The sequence below is a fragment of the Lactobacillus sp. M0390 genome, assembly GCF_016102085.1.
GTDB lineage: Bacteria > Bacillota > Bacilli > Lactobacillales > Lactobacillaceae > Lactobacillus > Lactobacillus apis.
This window is the reverse complement of the sequence record NZ_JACFPH010000002.1, coordinates 364268-383602: the sequence shown is the minus strand read 5'-3', so window position 1 is coordinate 383602 and position 19335 is coordinate 364268. Positions and strand designations below refer to the sequence as shown.

General features: G+C 37.3%; 16 protein-coding genes and 1 riboswitch. Of the genes, 8 read left to right on the top strand and 8 right to left on the bottom strand.

The window, feature by feature from the left end; genetic code table 11:
• Window positions 1–75 precede the first annotated feature (75 nt).
• Window positions 76–1095 (top strand): type I glyceraldehyde-3-phosphate dehydrogenase, encoded by a 1020-nt coding sequence (gap, locus tag H3R25_RS05805; protein ID WP_198194559.1) that lies wholly within the window; start codon window positions 76–78, stop codon window positions 1093–1095.
• A 138-nt stretch (window positions 1096–1233) separates the two neighbouring features.
• Here gap and thiE read toward each other — a convergent pair whose 3' ends face one another.
• From thiE to thiM, 3 genes are read right to left on the bottom strand one after another with little or no spacing between them, the layout of a single operon-like run.
• Entirely contained in the window at window positions 1234–1890 is a 657-nt protein-coding gene (thiE, locus tag H3R25_RS05800) for a thiamine phosphate synthase (RefSeq protein ID WP_198194558.1), read from the bottom strand.
• 11 nt (window positions 1891–1901) lie between these two features.
• Window positions 1902–2705 (bottom strand): bifunctional hydroxymethylpyrimidine kinase/phosphomethylpyrimidine kinase, encoded by an 804-nt coding sequence (gene thiD, locus H3R25_RS05795; RefSeq protein WP_198194557.1) that lies wholly within the window; start codon window positions 2703–2705, stop codon window positions 1902–1904.
• A gap of 11 nt (window positions 2706–2716) precedes the next feature.
• Complete coding sequence (gene thiM, locus H3R25_RS05790) at window positions 2717–3505, bottom strand: hydroxyethylthiazole kinase (protein ID WP_198194556.1); 789 nt, start codon at window positions 3503–3505, stop codon at window positions 2717–2719.
• 82 nt (window positions 3506–3587) lie between these two features.
• A riboswitch (TPP riboswitch) is annotated at window positions 3588–3687 on the bottom strand.
• Window positions 3688–3821: 134 nt separating this feature from the next.
• On the opposite strand from thiM, the gene tenA reads away from it, so the two are divergent.
• Window positions 3822–4484 carry a thiaminase II gene (tenA, locus tag H3R25_RS05785; RefSeq protein ID WP_198194555.1) on the top strand — a complete coding sequence of 221 codons (663 nt, stop codon included), beginning with the start codon at window positions 3822–3824 and terminating at the stop codon, window positions 4482–4484.
• 80 nt (window positions 4485–4564) lie between these two features.
• Here the strand turns inward: tenA and H3R25_RS05780 are convergent, their stop codons facing one another.
• Together H3R25_RS05780 and thiD (H3R25_RS05775) are read right to left on the bottom strand one after the other, a co-directional pair.
• Entirely contained in the window at window positions 4565–5233 is a 669-nt protein-coding gene (locus tag H3R25_RS05780; RefSeq protein WP_046307904.1) for a type 1 glutamine amidotransferase, read from the bottom strand.
• A gap of 68 nt (window positions 5234–5301) precedes the next feature.
• Entirely contained in the window at window positions 5302–6114 is an 813-nt protein-coding gene (gene thiD / locus H3R25_RS05775; RefSeq protein WP_232349835.1) for a bifunctional hydroxymethylpyrimidine kinase/phosphomethylpyrimidine kinase, read from the bottom strand.
• Window positions 6115–6261: 147 nt separating this feature from the next.
• On the opposite strand from thiD (H3R25_RS05775), the gene glpK reads away from it, so the two are divergent.
• The 6 genes from glpK to H3R25_RS05745 all read left to right on the top strand — a co-directional run bounded on the left by glpK (window position 6262) and on the right by H3R25_RS05745 (window position 12083).
• Window positions 6262–7764: a glycerol kinase GlpK gene (gene glpK / locus H3R25_RS05770; protein ID WP_198194554.1), complete on the top strand. Its 1503-nt coding sequence runs from the start codon at window positions 6262–6264 to the stop codon at window positions 7762–7764.
• A gap of 33 nt (window positions 7765–7797) precedes the next feature.
• Entirely contained in the window at window positions 7798–8571 is a 774-nt protein-coding gene (locus H3R25_RS05765) for a tyrosine-protein phosphatase (RefSeq protein ID WP_198194553.1), read from the top strand.
• 92 nt (window positions 8572–8663) lie between these two features.
• Window positions 8664–9170 carry an O-acetyl-ADP-ribose deacetylase gene (locus H3R25_RS05760; RefSeq protein WP_198194552.1) on the top strand — a complete coding sequence of 169 codons (507 nt, stop codon included), beginning with the start codon at window positions 8664–8666 and terminating at the stop codon, window positions 9168–9170.
• A gap of 349 nt (window positions 9171–9519) precedes the next feature.
• Window positions 9520–10785, top strand: a complete 1266-nt coding sequence (locus H3R25_RS05755) for a M20/M25/M40 family metallo-hydrolase (protein WP_198194551.1) — start codon at window positions 9520–9522, stop codon at window positions 10783–10785.
• A gap of 1 nt (window position 10786) precedes the next feature.
• Window positions 10787–11605, top strand: a complete 819-nt coding sequence (locus tag H3R25_RS05750) for a DUF3100 domain-containing protein (RefSeq protein WP_122036220.1) — start codon at window positions 10787–10789, stop codon at window positions 11603–11605.
• Window positions 11598–12083 (top strand): hypothetical protein, encoded by a 486-nt coding sequence (locus H3R25_RS05745; RefSeq protein WP_187158263.1) that lies wholly within the window; start codon window positions 11598–11600, stop codon window positions 12081–12083. The genes H3R25_RS05750 and H3R25_RS05745 overlap by 8 nt, the downstream gene beginning before the upstream one ends.
• Before the next feature lie 388 nt (window positions 12084–12471).
• Here H3R25_RS05745 and H3R25_RS05740 read toward each other — a convergent pair whose 3' ends face one another.
• The 3 genes from H3R25_RS05740 to H3R25_RS05730 form a co-directional block, all read right to left on the bottom strand.
• Window positions 12472–13545, bottom strand: coding sequence for a P1 family peptidase (locus H3R25_RS05740; RefSeq protein ID WP_198194550.1), 1074 nt, complete (start codon window positions 13543–13545; stop codon window positions 12472–12474).
• Between the two features lie 128 nt (window positions 13546–13673).
• Window positions 13674–15989, bottom strand: a complete 2316-nt coding sequence (locus H3R25_RS05735) for a BspA family leucine-rich repeat surface protein (protein WP_198194549.1) — start codon at window positions 15987–15989, stop codon at window positions 13674–13676.
• 586 nt (window positions 15990–16575) lie between these two features.
• The gene (locus tag H3R25_RS05730) at window positions 16576–18888 is read right to left on the bottom strand and encodes a BspA family leucine-rich repeat surface protein (protein WP_198194548.1); all 2313 of its coding nucleotides are present in this window, start codon (window positions 18886–18888) and stop codon (window positions 16576–16578) included.
• Window positions 18889–19335 lie beyond the last annotated feature (447 nt).

The following is a 19335-nucleotide window of genomic DNA, read 5'->3' as shown; positions in this document are numbered from 1 at the left end:
CCTATTATAATCTCGGATTATGCAGAGCGATTTTTGTCTAATATACTAATTTTGTAATCAAAGGGGGAACTTAATATGACTACAAAAATTGGTATTAATGGTTTTGGCCGCATTGGCCGATTAGCTTTACGTCGTATATATGACATCGATAGTAAAGATTTGGAAATCGTTGCAATTAACGATTTAACCTCACCAGCTATGTTAGCACACTTGATAAAATATGATACAGCACATGGTAATTTTAAGCACGATGTTTCTGCAACAGATAATAGTATCGTGATTGATGGAAAGAGTATTCCAGTCTATGCTGAAAAAGAAGCAGCTAAAATACCTTGGGTTAAAAATAACGGAATCGAAATTGTACTTGAATGTACAGGTTTCTATACTTCTACTGAAAAGGCTCAAGCTCATTTAGCTGCAGGGGTAAAGAAAGTTTTAATTTCTGCTCCAGCAGGTAACATGAAGACAATTGTCTATAATGTTAATGATGACCAGATAAAGCCAGAAGATCAAATTCTTTCAGCAGGTTCATGTACAACTAACTGCTTAGCACCACTTGCTAAAGCTATGAATGATGAATTTGGCATTAAAGAAGGAATCATGACCACGCTTCATGCTTATACCGCTACACAAATGCTACAAGATGGTCCAGATCGCGGAGGCAATGTACGTAATGCTCGTGCTGCCGCTGCTAATATTATTCCACATTCAACTGGAGCTGCTAAGGCAATTGGCTTAGTTATTCCTGAACTAGAGGGAAGACTAACAGGTATTGCTGAACGTGTTCCGGTAATTACTGGTTCATTAACTGAGTTAGTAGCAGTTGTTGAAGAAAAAGTAACAGTTGAAGAATTCAACAGAAGAGTTAAAAAGCATACTGAGAACAGTGTAACTTTTGGCTGTAATGAAGACCAGATTGTTTCTTCTGATATTATTGGGACAGAATATGGTTCTGTCTTTGACCCAACTTTGACTCAGGTTGTTTCAGGTAAAGATGGTGGTCAAATAGTTAAGGGTTACGCTTGGTATGATAACGAATCAGGTTTTGTAGCACAGATGATTCGTACCTTGGAGAAAGTCGCAAAAACAAACTAAACTAATTTTAAAATCATATTCTAAATAAAAGTAAACTCCTAAACTGAGACCAACAGTTTAGGAGTTTTTTGGTAATTAAATTATATCAATCAAGCTATTAGCGTTGAACATAGAATATGTGTTAAGAGCTTGTATATTTTATTTATGCCATGGTGCTTGCAGCATCTGAGTGACTGTTTGCTTGATATCATTACTTTGCGTAATCATAGAAATAACTGAAGCACCAGCTGCATTGGTCTGTGCAATTGCAGGTAAATCTTTTTCTTCGATTCCACCAATTGCAACAATAGGTCTTGAAGAGTGTTTTACTAGTTTGCTTAGCCCTGCAAGACCAATTACTGGGTCAGCATCATCTTTTGACTGAGTTGCAAAAACTGGACCACTACCATAGTAATCAATTCCTTCAATTTGATTAGCAGTTTCAATTTCGGCTAATGTTGAGCATGAATAGCCGACAAACATCGTATTTTTAGCTTCTTTTATTACCTGGGAAATATTTTCGTCGTCTTGACCTACGTGAATTCCTTCGGCATGGACACTTTTAGCAAGTTGAACATCATCATCGATGATAAATGGGACATTATATTTTTGACAAAGATGGTGTAATTCTTGTGCCATAGCTAGTCGCGCTGATTTGTCTGAAATTGAATTTATGCCTTTTTCGCGAAATTGATATGCAGTAATTCCAGCTTCTAGAGCTTGCTCGAGAAGACCTGGTAGTGTTTGATTTTGTTGTAAATCTTGAGTACCACAAATAAAATATGCCTGTAGAAATTTGGGATTAAATTTTTTCATTTTTGCCTCACTTATTTTGCCCAATGGTTGAGAGGGCCATGACCATGACCAACTTGAATAGTCTGCTCAATTGTTTTAGTAACATATTTTTTAGCAAGCTGCACAGCATCAAGTAGTGGGTGCCCAAGCGCTAGCTGTGCAGTGATAGAGGCAGCGAGAGTATCACCAGTGCCATGTGTACGCTTGGTATAAGAACGTTCACCACTGAGCCAACAATCACTATTATCTTCAAGCAGAAGATAGTCGCGAACTATTTTACTATTGGAATGGCCACCTTTAATTAAAACATTTTTAACCCCTAAATCACGTAAAACTTGTGCCAGTTTAGGATAGTCTTCCTCATTCTTAGCATGAATTCCGGTTAGAACTTCTGCTTCTGGTAAATTGGGAGTAATTAAATTAGCTAGTGGCAGAAGCTCACTCTTAACAGTTTCAACTGCATCTTCACTTAGAAGAGGTGCCCCACCTTTAGCCACCATTACAGGATCAACCGTAATAGGTCCAAAATCATATTCTTGTAGGTTAAGTGCTACTTGATGAACATGTGCAGCATCACCGAGCATACCAGTTTTACAAGCTCTAATTTTAAAATCAGAAGCTAAAGAGCTGAACTGTGCATCAATCATATCTAGTGGCATTAAAAATGAGTCTTGTACACCAAGTGTGTTTTGAGCAGTCACTGCTACAACTACAGCAGTACCAAATACATTTTGCATTTGAAATGTTTTAAGATCAGCCATGATTCCAGCACCACCACCTGAATCGGTACCTGCAATAGTTAAAACTTGTGGGAAAGAATTAATTTCTTCTGTCATTAAGAAGCCTCCTAATCAAACTTAGCGACATTTTCAATTTGAGAAATGCTTATTTTAGCTAGATAATCCATGAGATACATACTGAAGGTACCAGGACCAACTTCAGTATGTTCTTGCGCTAATAATTCACCTGTTGCTGAAAAAACAAGAGTTGCTGTTTGAGCAGCTTCAAATGAATCGGGACAAATTGCTGCAAAAGCGGCAACGATACTGGATAGCATATCACCCGATCCTACATGTGCCTGAAATAGTGGCGTGCCATTATAAATGTGAGCTATTTTTTGCCCATCACTAATGGTGTCTGTTGCACCACTTGCAATAACTACACAGTGAAATTTTTTAGCAGTTTCTTGGGTGATTTGATCGACGTTTTCATCTCCAGTACCTGCATCAATTCCTTTGGCGTTCCAATTAAAGCCTCCTAAAGCGGCAATTTCACCAACATTTCCACGAATAATACTGACAGGGAAATTAGCTAATAGATTGTTAGCCGTATCTAGGCGATATTTGACGGCTCCTACGGCAACTGGGTCCAAAACGATGGTTTTTTGGTAACGAACAGCTAGCTGCATTAATTTGCTTATTTGTTCAATCTGCAATTTAGTCAAGGTTCCTAAATTAATAGCCAGACTTGAGGCCATTTGGACCATCTCATCAGCTTCAGCGATTTCTTTACTCATAATTGGTGATGCACCAAGCGCATTTAATCCATTAGCCACATCTTGAACGGTGACAAAGTTTGCAGCGTTAAGGACAACTGGGTTGGTTTCACGTAATTTAGTTAAAAGGTTAAGTTTCATGTATATCTCCTAAAAATACTTGCCTCGTTTTAAAGCTATGAAAAAAGCTTTGACACGATTTTAGGAGTGTCAAAGCAGTTAAAGAGCCTATTTGACACGTTCCTACGCAAGAATTAGCTTACAGGTTCAAAGGGTTCAAAATATAAATTTTATCTCAGCCAAAGGCACCCCTCGTGTTATCGCTTTCAATTATACATGCTTTTAAAAACCAAGACAATAAGTATTTATCTGAATTTGCTGATAAAAAAATACTAGGGTAAACTAAGAGAAATTTAAACACTATATTATTATTTATTAGGTATTAGGGAGAACAAAGATGGTTGAGTTTACGGATCAACTGCATCAATTAGTTAGTGACTTGTGGATTAAAAGTGAAAAGCAGCCATTCATCATCGAATTGCAAAGTGGAGAATTACCACTTGCTAAATTTCGCTTTTATTTGCTCCAGGATCGATACTATTTATCTGAGTTTGCCAAAATTCATCAGTTAATTGCAGAGCAAACTACAGATTTAAATATTAAAAACTTTGTGCTGGCAAGCGCAGAGGATCTTCAAGAATCCGAAGTAGAGGTGCGCAAGCAGTTTTTCAAAGAACTTAACATTACAGATGATGAAGTTGATACTACAATAATTGCGCCAACTGCATATGCGTACGTTAATCATCTCTACCTAACATTACAAAGAGATGGCTTAGCTGGAGCTTTGTGTGCAATTGCACCATGTTATTGGCTTTATCAAGAAATTGGTCATAAAATGGCTAAAATAGGATCGCCGGTGAAGTATTATCAAGAATGGATTGATACATACGACAGTGACTGGTATGCAGTTAATGTAAAAAAACTGTTAGCATTGATTAACCAGCTCGCAACCAATGTCCCTAAAAAAGAACTTGCTAAAATGAAGGATGCATTTTTAAGAAGCAGCTACTATGAACTAAGATTTTGGCAAATGGCTTATAATCAGGAAGAATGGAAGTAATTGATACTTATCAGTTGTATGATTTTTAATAAGCAAAAATAGCTCCGAAAATAATTCGGAGCTATTTGTTTTCATTATATTTATGCGCTAACTCGTTCATCATGCCAAGATAAAATCATTTTGACAATTGCATTAGCAACATTGAGATTTTTTAAGAGAGGACCATGTGAATATGTTCCGATGAAATTGCGGTAGCGGAGCCCCTCAACGTGATCTTGAGGATTATTACCATAACCTTCAATCATTTCACCCAGGGGATGTAACTTATCTGAATCATCAAAATAAGTCTGACCGGAGTGATTTTCAAAGGCTCTAACTTCGCCCCATTCACTCATATAGCGAGTATCGCCAATCATTCGCTTATCTGCTTTAAAAACGGTATGAAACGGTAAAATGTCTAGGCCCTTAATTGTGACACCAGAGTTAGTTTTGTAATAGGTGCCAACAAGCTGATAGCCACCACAAACTCCTAGCATCGGCTTACCGTCATTGATGTATTTAGTTAAAGTTTCCTTGTGTCTTGGCAAGTCCTTAGCAATGACAGTTTGCTCAAAGTCCTGACCACCGCCAAAAAAGACGAAGTCGTAGTCAAAGGCATTAAATTCATCACCTAAAGAGACGTTATCAATTTGGGTTGAATAGCCTTGCTTTTTTAACAAGTAGCGAATGATTTTGACATCTCCGGAATCACCGTAAGTATTCATCAAATCTTCGTATAAATATGCAATTTTAATTGTTTTGTTTGCCATAAAAAACACTCCAACTATTACTATCTCGTTAAAGTATATCTTAAAGGAGCAGTAGGGGCAAAAGATAATTACTTCGTATCTTCTTGTGCTGCGAAATGATTAATTGGACCATATTTTGAGCCAACTTCAATTGGATGAGCAATTGCTTCATAAGTAAATTCCTTGGCAATCTTGACACTATCAAGAATAGAATTGCCTTTAGCCAATTCAGCGGCAATAACGGCGGATAAGGTATCGCCTGTACCGTTAATTCTTTCAGTATTGATGAAAGGCTTGGTGAATTCGTAGAACTTACCATCTTCAGCTAGTAACACGTCAATTACCTCAGACTGGCTAGTATCGTCATGGCGGCCCTTCATTAAAACATTTTTAGCACCCATTGATTGCAGTTTCTTAGCACCTTGACGTACTTCATCTGATGTAGCTAATTCAAGTCCAGTTAACTTTTTCTGTTCATAAAAGTTAGGTGTAATGATATCAGCTAGTGGCATTAAGTCGTCTAAAAAGGCCTGATAAGCATCATCATCTAAGAGGGTATCACCATGTTTGGTCATAATAACGGGATCAAGAACAATTTTACCCATGTCATATTTGCGCAAATTTTCGGCAACACAGCCAATAACTTCTTTGTTGGCCAGCATACCAGTCTTTAATGCATCAATTTTGAAGTCGTCATTTAAGACTTCAAATTGCTTTTGGATAAATGGAATGGGCATAACCTCTTGTGCAAAAATACCAGTAGTATTTCCAGCAACTGCTGCAGTTAGTAATCCCATTCCGTACACTCCACGTGCGTAAAACGAGTGGAGATCGGCAGTCATGCCTGCACTACCATCGCTATCGTTTCCCGCGATGGTTAGAGCAATAATTTCTTTTTTCATTATTATGTATCCTCTTTTTAATCAAAACTTTATGTCCCAAGTATAACGTAAAACAGGTGTAATGTTATAATTATTTCTTGTAAAAAAAGCGGCAAATAGTAGAATTGTAGTAAATCGCTTTCTTCTAGGAAGGAAACACAACACAATATGTTAAAAGAATACATTATGGCAATTGATGAAGGTACAACATCAACTAGAGCAATGATCTTTGATCATGAGGGCCACAAGGTTTCTGCTTCACAAAAGGAATTTTCACAGTATTTTCCGCAACCCGGTTGGGTTGAACATAAGGCCGAAGAAATCTGGCACGCTGTTCAAACTACCATTGCTAATACCATTATAAATTCGGGTATTCGCCCAGAACAAATTAAGGGAATTGGGATTACAAATCAGCGTGAAACGACTGTTATTTGGGATCGAAAAACTGGTAAACCAATTTATAATGCAATTGTTTGGCAGTCAAGACAAACCACAGAATTGGCGGAGAAGCTCAAGGCTGATGGTTATGGTGAAATGATTCATAAGAAAACTGGTTTAATCATTGACCCGTATTTCAGTGCAACTAAGATTCGTTGGATTTTGGATCACGTTGAGGGCGCACAAGAAAAAGCAGAAAAGGGAGATCTTCTATTTGGCACCATTGATAGCTGGTTATTATGGAAGTTAACTGATGGTGAAGCCCACATTACGGATTACACCAATGCATCAAGGACAATGCTTTTTAATATCCACGACTTAAAGTGGGATGATGACATTCTTGAATTACTCAACATTCCTAAGAAAATGTTGCCGGAAGTTAGATCAAACTCTGAAATTTATGGCTATACAAAGTCTTACCGCTTTTTTGGTGGGGAAGTACCAATTTGTGGTATTGCAGGTGACCAACAAGCAGCACTAGTTGGCCAGTTGGCATTTAAGAAGGGTATGGTTAAAAATACTTACGGCACCGGCTCTTTTATCGTTATGAACACTGGTGAAGAACCAACCGAGTCGGATAATAACTTATTAACTACGATTGCGTATGGTTTAGATGGTAAAATTAACTATGCGCTTGAAGGCTCGATTTTTGTTTCTGGTAGTGCTATTCAGTGGCTGCGCGACTCGATGAAGATGGTTAAAACGGCTGAAGAGTCTGAAAAAGCCGCTTTAGCATCCAAGTCAGAGGATGAAGTTTATGTTGTTCCAGCCTTTACGGGTCTTGGGGCACCGTACTGGGATTCAGAAGCTCGAGGAGCAGTGTTTGGTGTTACACGTGGAACCAATAAAAATGACTTTATTAAAGCAACGCTGCAATCCTTGGCATATCAGACCCGCGACGTTGTTGACACAATGCAAATTGATTCAGGAATCGAAATCCCAACTTTACGTGTTGACGGTGGCGCTTCAAATAATGACTATCTACTACAATTCCAAGCAGATATTTTAGGAATAAAGATTGAACGTTCTCAGACTTTAGAGACAACTTCGATGGGAGCTGCATTTTTAGCAGGCTTAGCAGTTGGTTATTGGAAAGATGTTGATGAACTAAAAGACGTTTTTGTTGTCGGTAAGACGTTTGAAAGTAAGATGGAAGAGTCAAAACGTAAGAAGTTATACCAAGGCTGGAAGAGGGCTGTTAAGGCAACTCAAGTTTTTGCTCACGGTGAATAAGTGCGATAATTAAGTAAAAAGGAGTTGAGCAAATTGGCACATGATCGAATTGTAAAATTGGACGGACCGCTAAACTTTAGGGACGTTGGTGGCTATCAAAATAAGGCAGAACAAGCTGTTAAGTGGAATAAAATCTATCGTTCAGATTCCCTTAGTTCCCTATCAAATGAGGATAAAGAGCGTCTTGCGGATTTGCATGTGACAATCGACTGTGATTTGCGTTCGCAATACGAAAAGCAGTCTTCTCCTGATAAGGCTTGGCCAAATGTTCACTATGTTGACCTGCCAGTTTATTCTGAAAACCCGGAAGACCGGCCCAACGGACACAAAATGTTTCGTTTACTTCACCATATCCCAGATTTGAGCAATAATTTCATTGGTCGGATTTATCAGCAAACTTTATTAAGCGAGCACAGTCGGAAAATGTTTGCGCGCATTTTTACTGAATTATTGGAATTGCCAGAAGGGGATGCACTCGTCTACCATTGCAGTGCTGGAAAAGACCGTACTGGAATGGTATCGGCCTTAATTTTGATGGCACTCGATGTTGATGATGATACAATTGCACGGGATTATTTACTGACCAATAAGTTATATGACTTTGCGGTTTCACGTCAGCTACCAAGTAACGATGAAATAGCGCAAATGGTTGCAAAAATGAATGTCACCAAAGGAGAAGGGACAGCCATTAGGGGCATCACGGAAACCATCCGTGGTGGCTGGGGCGATTTTGCAACATTCTTTAAAAAAGAGCTTGGCTTTACAGATGCTGATTTAAGCCAATTAAAGGAAATGTATTTAGAATAAAAAATATTAATCAAAAAGCTGCTAGCCAATTTACTATGAAGAAGGCTAACAGTTTTTTAGTTTAAAATACTGATACGAAAGAAGAATCTATAATGTCCAACTTAAAAGTTATCCAAGCAGATATTACAACCTTAAAAGTAGATGCCGTCGTAAATGCTGCTAACAAGACGTTGCTAGGCGGGCTAGGAGTTGATGGGGCAATTCATCAATCATCAGGTCCTCAGCTATTAGGAGAATGTCGTCAGCTTCATGGCTGTGAAACGGGACAAGCCAAGCTTACTAAAGGATATAACTTGCCCGCTAAATTTGTTATTCACACTGTAGGACCAATATACTCCGGGGCAACCAGCGATAATAATCTATTAAGTGATTGTTACATTAACTCACTTGAATTAGCTAAAAAGAAGGGGTTGCATAGTATCGCCTTTCCTGCAATATCAACGGGAGCATATGGCTTTCCAATGGAGAAAGCAGCAAAGATTGCTTTTGCTACGGTTAAAAAATGGTTAGAGTCAAATAGCTCTTATGATATTGAAATTATAATGTGTGCATTTAATAAGAAAACACTTGAACTATATCATAATGAATTGATTAAGTAGACTAATTTGAAATAATATAATATATATTCCTGCATTAACATTTTAGTTAATGCTTGAGTATACTAGCCATACAAAGGACAGCCCCCTCGTTACCGTTTAGGACAGATTTTATCTGACACGAGGGGGTCTTTTTCTGCTTTTTTGAGGGAGTGGGAAATGGATAAACAAAGTGGTTCATCTTTTCGTTTAAATAACGCTACCTGCCTTCTAGTAACATATCTTATAAAAATCCATAAAACACGAACTTTATAAATGAAAATCAATCTTATTGTTCTTGCATAATTCTTAACTTTATTCTATTCTTCTTATTATCACATACGATAATAAGAAAGCAAAAAGTGAGGATCTAATGTCAAGTTTTCAAAATTACTACGCAAAATTAACTGAAATTGCTGATTTTTTACTTCATAATCCAGAACTTGGTTATAAAGAATTTAAAACATCTAGAAAGATTGAAGATGAAATTAACAAAATTAGTCCTGAGTTAAAAGCCGAACATTATCTCGATACGGGTTTAAAAGTAACGTTAACTAATGGTAGCCAGAAAACCTTGGGAATTATCGCTGAAATAGATTCACTCTATCAGCCTAATCACAAATTAGCGGATGCTAATACCGGTGCCGCTCAAGCTTGTGGCCATTACACACAAGTCACTACCGCACTAGCAATTATGAATGAAATAATTACCAATCACCGACTTAAAGATTTTGGTACTAATCTAGCATTTATCTTCACTCCATCCGAAGAATTTGTTGATCTTGCTTGGAGAAAACAGCAAAAAGAAGCAGGAAAAATAGATTACTTTGGTGGCAAACAAGAAGCTATTAAACTTGGCATTTTTGACGATATCGACTATTGTGTCTCAGTTCATGCGATAGGTGAAGATTTCGATGAACGAACTATCGAAATTAACTGTGATCTTGCAGGCTTTAATTTTGAATATTTTGATTTTTATGGCAAGGCCAGTCACGCGGCTTTCGCCCCAGACGCAGGTATTAATGCTCAAAGCATAGCAACATTATTTAATACTGCTTTAGCCTTGCAGCGTCAGCAAATTAAGGACCCTAATCGTATAAGATTTAATCCAGTAATAGTTGGCGAAAATCATGAATCAATTAATGTCATTCCTGATCACATTAAGATGGGAACAGATTTAAGATTTTTCGATATCGACAATGCTCAAAAACTAATGAATCGGTTTAAGCAGGCAGCAGATGGCTGTGCAGCAGCACTTGGTGGCTCGGTTGAGTCCGAAAGGCAAGTTGGCTACCTACCTTTGATCTCCAGTAAAAGTATGAGCGCTATTGTGAAAGAGGTTTTCTCTACAGATGAAAAAATTCCTGGTTTAATCGAAAATCGGGGCTACACAATGGCGGCAGGTGATATTGGAGATGTTAGTTTCTTAATACCAACCATCCAAATTGGTTATGGTGGTTGGAACGGAACAATTCATGGTGATGATTTTACCCTAGTTGATCCTGAATTTGTTCTAGCAATTTTTCCTGAATTTGTCTTTAACAGTATTCTTAAGATTTCAAATAACTTAGATCAGGTAAAAACCTATAAGAAAACAAAAGAAGAATATCTAACTGAATTAGAAAAGATGGCAAAATAAAATGAAATATTTAAAAGCATACGGTCCGTTAATCATTTTAGTGTTGTTAATAGATACAGTTTCTGAAATGATTAGTACTCAAGTATTTAAAATCGGCAAAATTGAAATTTCTATCTTACCTCTAGTATTTGCGGTAATTATTGCTATTTTAGTTTATTTAATTCCAGCAAAACCTATTAAAAAACTCTACAATGATAAACGGGTGAAATTTGCTGGTAAATACATGATTCTTATCATGTTGCCTTTAATGGCGCGTTATGGGGCGAATGTGGCTCCTAAAATCAATGAAATTATTTCTGTTGGTTGGGTTTTTCTAGTCCACGAACTAGGAAATTTAGGCACGATTATCTTCGGCTTACCTGTGGCACTATTACTTGGCTTAAGGGAAGAAGCTATAGGTTCAACCTTAGGCTTAGGTCGTGAAGGTGAACTAGCATATATCAGTGAAAAATACACGCTAAATTCGCCTGAAGGTCGAGGCGTACTCGGAATTTATTTAATTGGTACCATTTTTGGTTCAATTATCTTTTCAATCCTTGCTCCACTTCTTCTGGGAATGGGCTTTAACTATAAAGCTGTCGCAATGAGTGCTGGTGTTGGTTCTAGTTCAATGATGACTGCAGCTTCAACGTCGTTAGCAGCTTTGGTACCAAAACACAGTGACACTATTTTGTCTTTTGCCGCGGCCAGTCAGTTGCTAACTAGTTTTATTGGCACTTATATCATGTACTTTCTAGCAGTACCTCTCCAAAGATTCATGTATACACACATTACCAGCCTGCTAGACAGAAAGAAAGAAGTTTATCCAGATCATGACTAAAGAAAACAACTTATATGAATTATTTAAAGATGCTATCATCCTTTTACTCAGCATTAGCTTAGTATTATTTGTTCAGTGGGTTAAATTAATTAGAAATCCCAAAAGCACACCAATTACCACTGACACATTCATTGGTTTGGGGATGTTATGGCTTTTTTCACTATTAGGCATAGTTATCAGTATGCTGATGAAAAAAGTACCTTGGAAAATCATTCAGGGTTTCCCTATTCTAGGCTGGGTTTCAATCGTTTCTCTAATTTTTTGTTTGATTAGTCCCTACTGCGTTCGAGTTATCAATGCTGTAGACTTTCTCTCACTAACAACTTCTGTCCTAGCATTTGCTGGAATATCAGTTACCCACCGTTTGAAAGAACTGACTAAAATATCTTGGAAGATTTTAATTGTAGCAATTTTTGTTTTCTTTGGTATGTACTTTATGGACACCTTAATCTCACAAATTGCCCTTAATCTTAGCTAAAAGTATTTTTTAAAAGTTAAAAGTCGCGCTAACTTTAGCTAATTGTGCAACATGCCACAGCTTTTTAGACCACCTAAATCTAGTGCTACATGATAAAGAGATTCATGTTCAACTATGATTCATTTAAAAGCCAGCTCCTTAAAATCACTTGTATAAGTTAGTGTAGGGCTGATTTAAAATAGCCAGACCATGAACGGTCAATTAGCGCCAACAGGTAATTAATGTTAGCCCTGCTAATCCCGTAGCGCCGACAGAGTTCAGTTGAACCAACGCCATAACTATACCAAAGCTGTTATATTTCAATTTTATCTTGCTTAGATGATAATTTTTGCCATAAAAATAACCCCTAAATTTGGGGGTTATTTCAAATATTAGATTTCAGTTTTTGCTAGATTCCTAAATCTTTTCGTAATTGTAATGCTTCTTCGTCATTGCCTAGTTGAGACAAAGCATCCTTTAAACCTAGAATTGGTTTGCCATCGCGATCTGGAGTTGTTTGACCATGGGCCAGGGAGCTGAGAATTGCTTCGTTGACGATATCAACAGTAACTCTGAAGTAGCGGTCAATCTTATCATCAGTGATTGCCTGAATGGTACTTAATTCATGCTCAGGGAAATGGCTGACGCGATTCGCGGTCGAAAAGGCAAGGGTGATTTCACCGCTGCCGTTACCGCTGAATGAGCCGCTACGTGTAATTCCGATACTAGAACGTTTTGCAATTCGTTTTAATTGACGTGAATTAAACGGAATGTCAGTAGCAATTATAGTAATGATACTACCTTTCTCCTTGCTATCTTTATTTTCAACAAACTTTTTACCAATTGCATGACCATAAATGTTTAAGTCAGTGCTGAGGCCAAAGTTAGACATGACAAGTGCGCCCATAGTAAAAGTTTTACCGTCGATTTCTACCTGTCTTGAAGCAGAGCCAATACCGCCTTTGAGTTCATAGCAACGCATGCCTGTACCACCACCAACGCCGCCTTCTGCAAAGTCAGTAGTTGCAGCATCAAATGCAGCGGTGACATCATCTTCGGTAACACCTAAATCGCGGATATGGTTAATTGAGCTGTCATTGCATTCCATAATAATTGGATTAACGCTACCAGTCGAAAGACCAATTTCAGGATTCTCGGCAAGCATCCTTTTAACAAGAGCCATTGAAGCAGTCCCAACGCTTAACGTGTTAGTTAAAACGAGTGGTGTTTCAATTGTTCCTAATTCTTCTACTTGTACGAGGCCAGTGCTTTTACCGAAGCCGTTAATGACATGAGCGGCTGCTGGCATTTTTTTCCGAAAGATATTGTCCTGACAAGGTTTAACTACTGTTACGCCTGTTCTAAGACGGTCAGTAATAATGGTTTTATGGCCGACTGTAATGCCAGCAACATCTGTAATTAGATTTTTTGGTCCGGGCTTAGTATCACTAAGCGCAAATAAAAGTGGTTTGTTAAGTCCCATTTTTGCTCCTTTTAATTAAAAATTGTCTTCTTTTATTAAAACTGGTCAAGCGCTTTTGTGCAAGATAAAAACCACTTAGCTTTATAACGCTAAGTGGTTTTTAATTTGCTAATTGTTATATAGGGTAATTAGTCCTTTTTTCGTTTAGTCCAAACTAGAGCGCTTGCACTAGCGACGCTAATTAAACCTAAAGCAGTTGTAAGAAGCTGTGCAATCTTGCTTTTACCAGTTTTTGGTAATTGCTGTGCAGTAGCCGCATTATTTTTTGGCGTATTATTTTCAAATTTATTAACCTTATGATAACTAGTTTCCGTAATCTTAGGGTGTCTAGTCTTTTGGCGTTGATGATTACTCTTATCGTTTGTTGCGATTTCAGGAAGATTTTCCTGAGAGTCAGTGTTCACCTTACTGTAGACATATATGATGCTCTTTGAATCTCTATTGAAAAAGCCAACGGCATTATTTGGTCTGAATTTTAGTTCGTAACCATTAATTTTCTTAGCGGTAGAAACATAACCATTGCCAATTTTGCCACTTAAAATATCATCAGCGGCAAGTGTATTACCGTTCTCGTCTTGATAATGTACAACGATATCAATTTTATCGTCAACATCAGGCTTTGTACTAGTTGAGTCTGAGCCAGCAGAGTCTTTTACCTTTGAATAGACAAAAGTTATTGCCCGTTCATTAACAGCATCGTACTGTCCGGTAAGAGTACTCTGACTATCTGCTTTTAGTTCATAGCCAGAAATTTTGGCAGCGGAGAAGGAATAGTTTTCACCTATACGACCAAAATGAACGTCATCTTTTTTGATAGCATTGCCTTTTTCGTCTTGATAGTGAATAGTTACAGGACACGCTTTCCTGACATAGGTTTCAGCGATTAAGTCAGGGTTGATTTCTTCATCTTCGTCGGGACCACTAAGGCCAGTTTCAATATCTTCATGAAACCAGGCACGGTTTTTCATAAGTTCGTAGGAAGTCCATCTAGTAGATGCTTCAGGATTATCAATTGTACCGCTACCAACATTAACCCATAGACCAGGAACATTTAATCCTACAGTTCCATATTTGTAGCTTTCAGGGTAGTCAGGATCGTAGTCTAATTCATCAACATTAGCTAGAGCTGTTCTTTTACCAAGAACAAGTGTCTCTAGGTTAGTGACGCCTTCAAACGTCTTATTATTAAAATTGAGACATCCTAGGTCAAAATTCTGAATATTCAGATACTTTAAACTTGAACAGTTTCTAAACATCCCGTCAACTTCAACTGACCTATGGGTTTTAAAACTACTTAAGTCCAAATTAACTAGGCTACTACAGTCTCTGAACATCCCTTCCATAGAAACTATATTTACATGATCATTTGGTATCTCAAAAGTAAAACTTGATAAGTTCACATCAACTAAACTCTTCGCGCCCTTAAACATGTCGCTTAATTCTTTTACTTTTCGTGTATCAAAGCTTGACAAGTCTAAACGAGACAGGCTGGAACAATCTTCAAACATGCCTTCCATGTTTGTAACACTTGAAGTGTTTAAGTTGCTTAGGTTGACACTAGTTAGAGCTGTACAACTTTCAAACATTCCCCACATGGTAGTAACTTTAGAAGTATCCAATGAACTTAGGTCTATAGTAGTTAAACTAGTACATTCAGCAAACACCTGGGACATATTGGTTACACTGGATGTGTCAAGGTTACTGAGATTAATTTCCTTCAGTTCACTACAGCTACTGAACATTAAGGACATATCCGTAACTTTAGAGGTGTTAAAAGAGCTTACGTCGAGACTGGTCAGGCTGTAACATTCAGCAAACATCTCGGACATTTTAGTTGCATTCGATGTATCGAGATTATTAAGGCCTTCAATTTCCGTTAGTTCCGAAAAATCAGCGAACATCTTAGAAAGATCGCCATCAGTATCGACTTTGCCTACTATCTTTATTTTTTTAGCATCTCGAAATTCGGTATAATTTTTGCGATCAGTAGTAGAGTATAAATATTTGCTGTAAAGACCGCCTTTTTTGCTTTTACGATATGTACCACCCAAAATACTTAGCTCTTCGGTATTTAAATCGTATGAAACTTGAAGCGTGGTTCCTGTAATCTGGCCTGTAATCACATCAGGTTGAGTGGATGCACGTGTAGAATTAGTACCAGTTGGCGAGTCAGTATTATTGGTTATTATAGAACCAACTTGTGGGTCAGTGGTGTTAACTGAATTGCTTTCTTTAGCTTCATCAGGACTTACTGTGCTTGTAGTAGGAGCCTGCGAGGAATTGGACTGGTTATTTTGATCAGTGTCTTTTTTTGAAGTAGATACTTGATCAGAAGAGAGATTATCTGCTTTAACTAACTGAGTGTTAGAGAGAACTAATCCGAGTAGAATGGATGCTGAACTACTCAGCAAAATTTTACTTTTGAAATCACTAGTTTTTTTCATAATTATACCTTTACCTATGCTATTGATTTGTCAGTAACTTTTGTACGCTCAGTTTAAACAACTATGTGAACAATTAGCTAAACACAATCTATTCCGAACAAAAAAATCATTTTTAATTGCTCACTAATAAAATACCAAATATGACATATATATATCAGGAATTTTATGTTTAATTATTGTAAAACAAAGACTGTGCATACAGTTAAAGTATAACATCAAAATGTAAATATCAGTTGTTAATTCTTTAAACTACATATGTTATTAAAATCGCCGCTTATGTATTTACTATTTTATTCGTTATTATATATGTTTTTATTTTTACTGTGATTGGTGATATTCACGTATGTTTTATTAAATGTACACACTGCAAATCTAGTATCACAAAAGTTATTTAACTGTATTCAGTTTTGACTGCAGAAAAAGGCTATTATTCACCATGATAAATCGAACAGCAGTTTTGCTTCTTTCATTAAATACTACAGTAATTCAGACATAATAATACCCCCAAATTTGTCCTAAATTTGGGGGTCATATCATTTTAGAAATAAGTGGTTTTTTTAATTTGCTAATTGCTATTTAGGGTATATTAGTTCTTTTTACGCTTAATCCAAGCCAGAGCGCTTGCACTAGTGGCACTAATTAAGCCTAAAGCAGTAGTAAGAAGCTGCGAAACACTATTTTTTCCAGTTTTTGGTAGTTCTGGGTCAGCTGCCTTACTTTTTGGCATATCATGTTCAAGCTTATTAGTCTTATGATAACTAGTTTCTGTAATTTTAGGCTGTCTAGTCTTATGATGCTGGTAATTGCTCTTATTAGGTGCCGCAAGTTCTGGAACGTCTGGAATCGAACCTGTTGAACCATTCGAGTCGTTAGATCCATTCGAACCATCAGAAGTGTTAGATCCATTTGAGCCGTTAGAGCTGTCCGAGCCATTCGAGCCATCAGAGGTGTTAGAACCATTCGAGCCGTTAGAACTGTCTGAGCTATCAGAAGTGTTAGATCCATTTGAGCCGTTAGAACTGTCAGAACCATTTGAGCCATCAGAGGTGTTTGAACCATTCGAGCCGTTAGAACTGTCTGAGCTATCAGAAGTGTTAGATCCATTTGAGCCGTTAGAGCTATCCGAGCCATTTGAGCCATCAGAAGTGTTAGGACTTTTTAGTGGAGTATAGACAAATGTTATTGTTCGTTCATTATTGGCATCATACAGTCCAGTAACGGTTTCTAGACAGTTAGCTTTTAGCACATAGCCTGAAATTTTAGCAGCTGAGAAAGAGTAGTTGGTACCAATACGACCCTGGTGAATTTCATTGTCCTTAAGTGAATTGCCACTTTCGTCTTGATACTGAATAGTTACAGGTTGTCCCATCCGAACATAGGTTTCGGCAATTAGATTAGGGTTGCGGGGTGACTTTTTCACAGCAACTGTCCTAGTAAAGTCAGGGTTTCCAACCCCATCATCAGCCAGGTCACCATTCCATTCGTCATTCCAGTCATCAATGCCACCATTTATGTCTTCTTCATACCAGGCACGGTTTTTCATAAGTTCATAGGAAGTCCAGCGAGTAGATGCTTCGGGATTGTCAATTGTCCCTTTACCGACGTTAACCCAGATGCCAGGAACGTTTAATCCAACTGTTCCATACAAGTAGCTATCAGAGTCCTCAGGATCCCAAGCTAATTCTTCGATATTAGCTAGAGCTGTTCTAGGACCAAGAACAATGAGATCTAAGTTAGTAACGCCTTCTAGCATCTCCTCAAAACTGAGGCAACCTAGGTCAAAGTTCTTAATATTCAGAGATCTTAAACTTGTGCAGTTTTTAAACATCTCAGAAACTTCAGCTGATTTATGTGTAGTAAAGCCACTCAAGTCTAAATCTACTAAGCTGCTACAGTCCGCAAACATTCGCTCGAAAGTCATGAAGTTCTTGCGGTTAATTTTAAAACTTGATAGGTTTACGTCAACTAGGCTCCGCGCACCCTCAAACATACAAGACATGTCTTCTACTTGGCTTACGTCAAAGCCCGACAAGTCTACATGCGTTAGGTTCACACATTCAGCAAACATGCTACTCATAGATACAACTTTAGAAGTATTAAATTTTGAAGTTTTAGATGAACCTAAGTTGATACTAGTTAGATTCTGGCAACCGTAAAACATTTCGGACATATCATCTATATTTGATGTATCCAGATTAGTAAGACCTTCAACACTAGTCAAATTGGAACAACCGTTAAACAGTCCAGAAATATTTGTTACTTTTGATGTATCAAGATCACCAAAATCCTTAATTTTTGTTAAACTATAACACCCATAAAACAGTCCGGATATGTCTGTTACATTTGATGTATCAAGGTTACCAAGGCCTTCAATTTCTGTTAGGTTATTGAATCCACTGAACATGTAATCCGGATTCCCTACAATAGAGACTTTACCTATTATCTTGATTTTTTGAGGTTTTGGAGAATTATAAATTTGTCCATCATCAGCATAAAGTTTGCATGTGCTTAACGGCTGCGTTTTACTAATTGCTCCATCATATGTACCACCCAAAACGGTTAGTTCACTAGTTCCAGAATTATATGAAACTTGAAGCCCGCCAAGGGTCCCTGTAATTGCATTAGTTTCATCAGAATCTGCTGTGCGTGTAGTATTAGACTCAGTTGAATCAGCTTGTGCCTCTGTATTATCAACGGGGCTGGTTTCCTCGCCATTATTAGAATTGGTCGAAGAAGCCAGTTGGTCACTTTGATCAGTATCTGTTTCAGAAGTGGTCACTTGATCAGCGGGTAGACTATCTGCCTTAACCAATTTTGGATTAGCAACAATTAATCCGAGTAGGATAGATGCTGAGCAGCTCAGCAAAGTTTTACTTTTAAAATCACTAGTTTTTTTCATAATTATCCCTTTCTGTACTATTGATTTTCAGTAATTTTTGTACGCGCAGTTTAAATAACTATGTTGAACATGTAACCAAACACAATTATCCTTCACTAAAATTGAAGAATTTTTTGAAATATACTAAATTTTATTGCTTATGTTATTAAAATAACAAATATAAATAAAAAGATATATTGCTGATGTGTAATTATGATATATTATGTTCTATGCATACTTTTGAAGTATAACATTTGACCATAGTGTTAACCAGTGATTTTAAAATTTCGTGTGTTATTAAAACTCGCTGAAGATATTTAATATTATATGTTATTTTATTTGTGCTTAATTTTCAGCTGTAATTGATTAACCCAAGTACTTTTTCATTAAATACATACATTTCGACTACAAAACAGTAGAGATATCTGACTATAGTTAGTTTTTGACCGCAACAAAAGTGAACTTTGT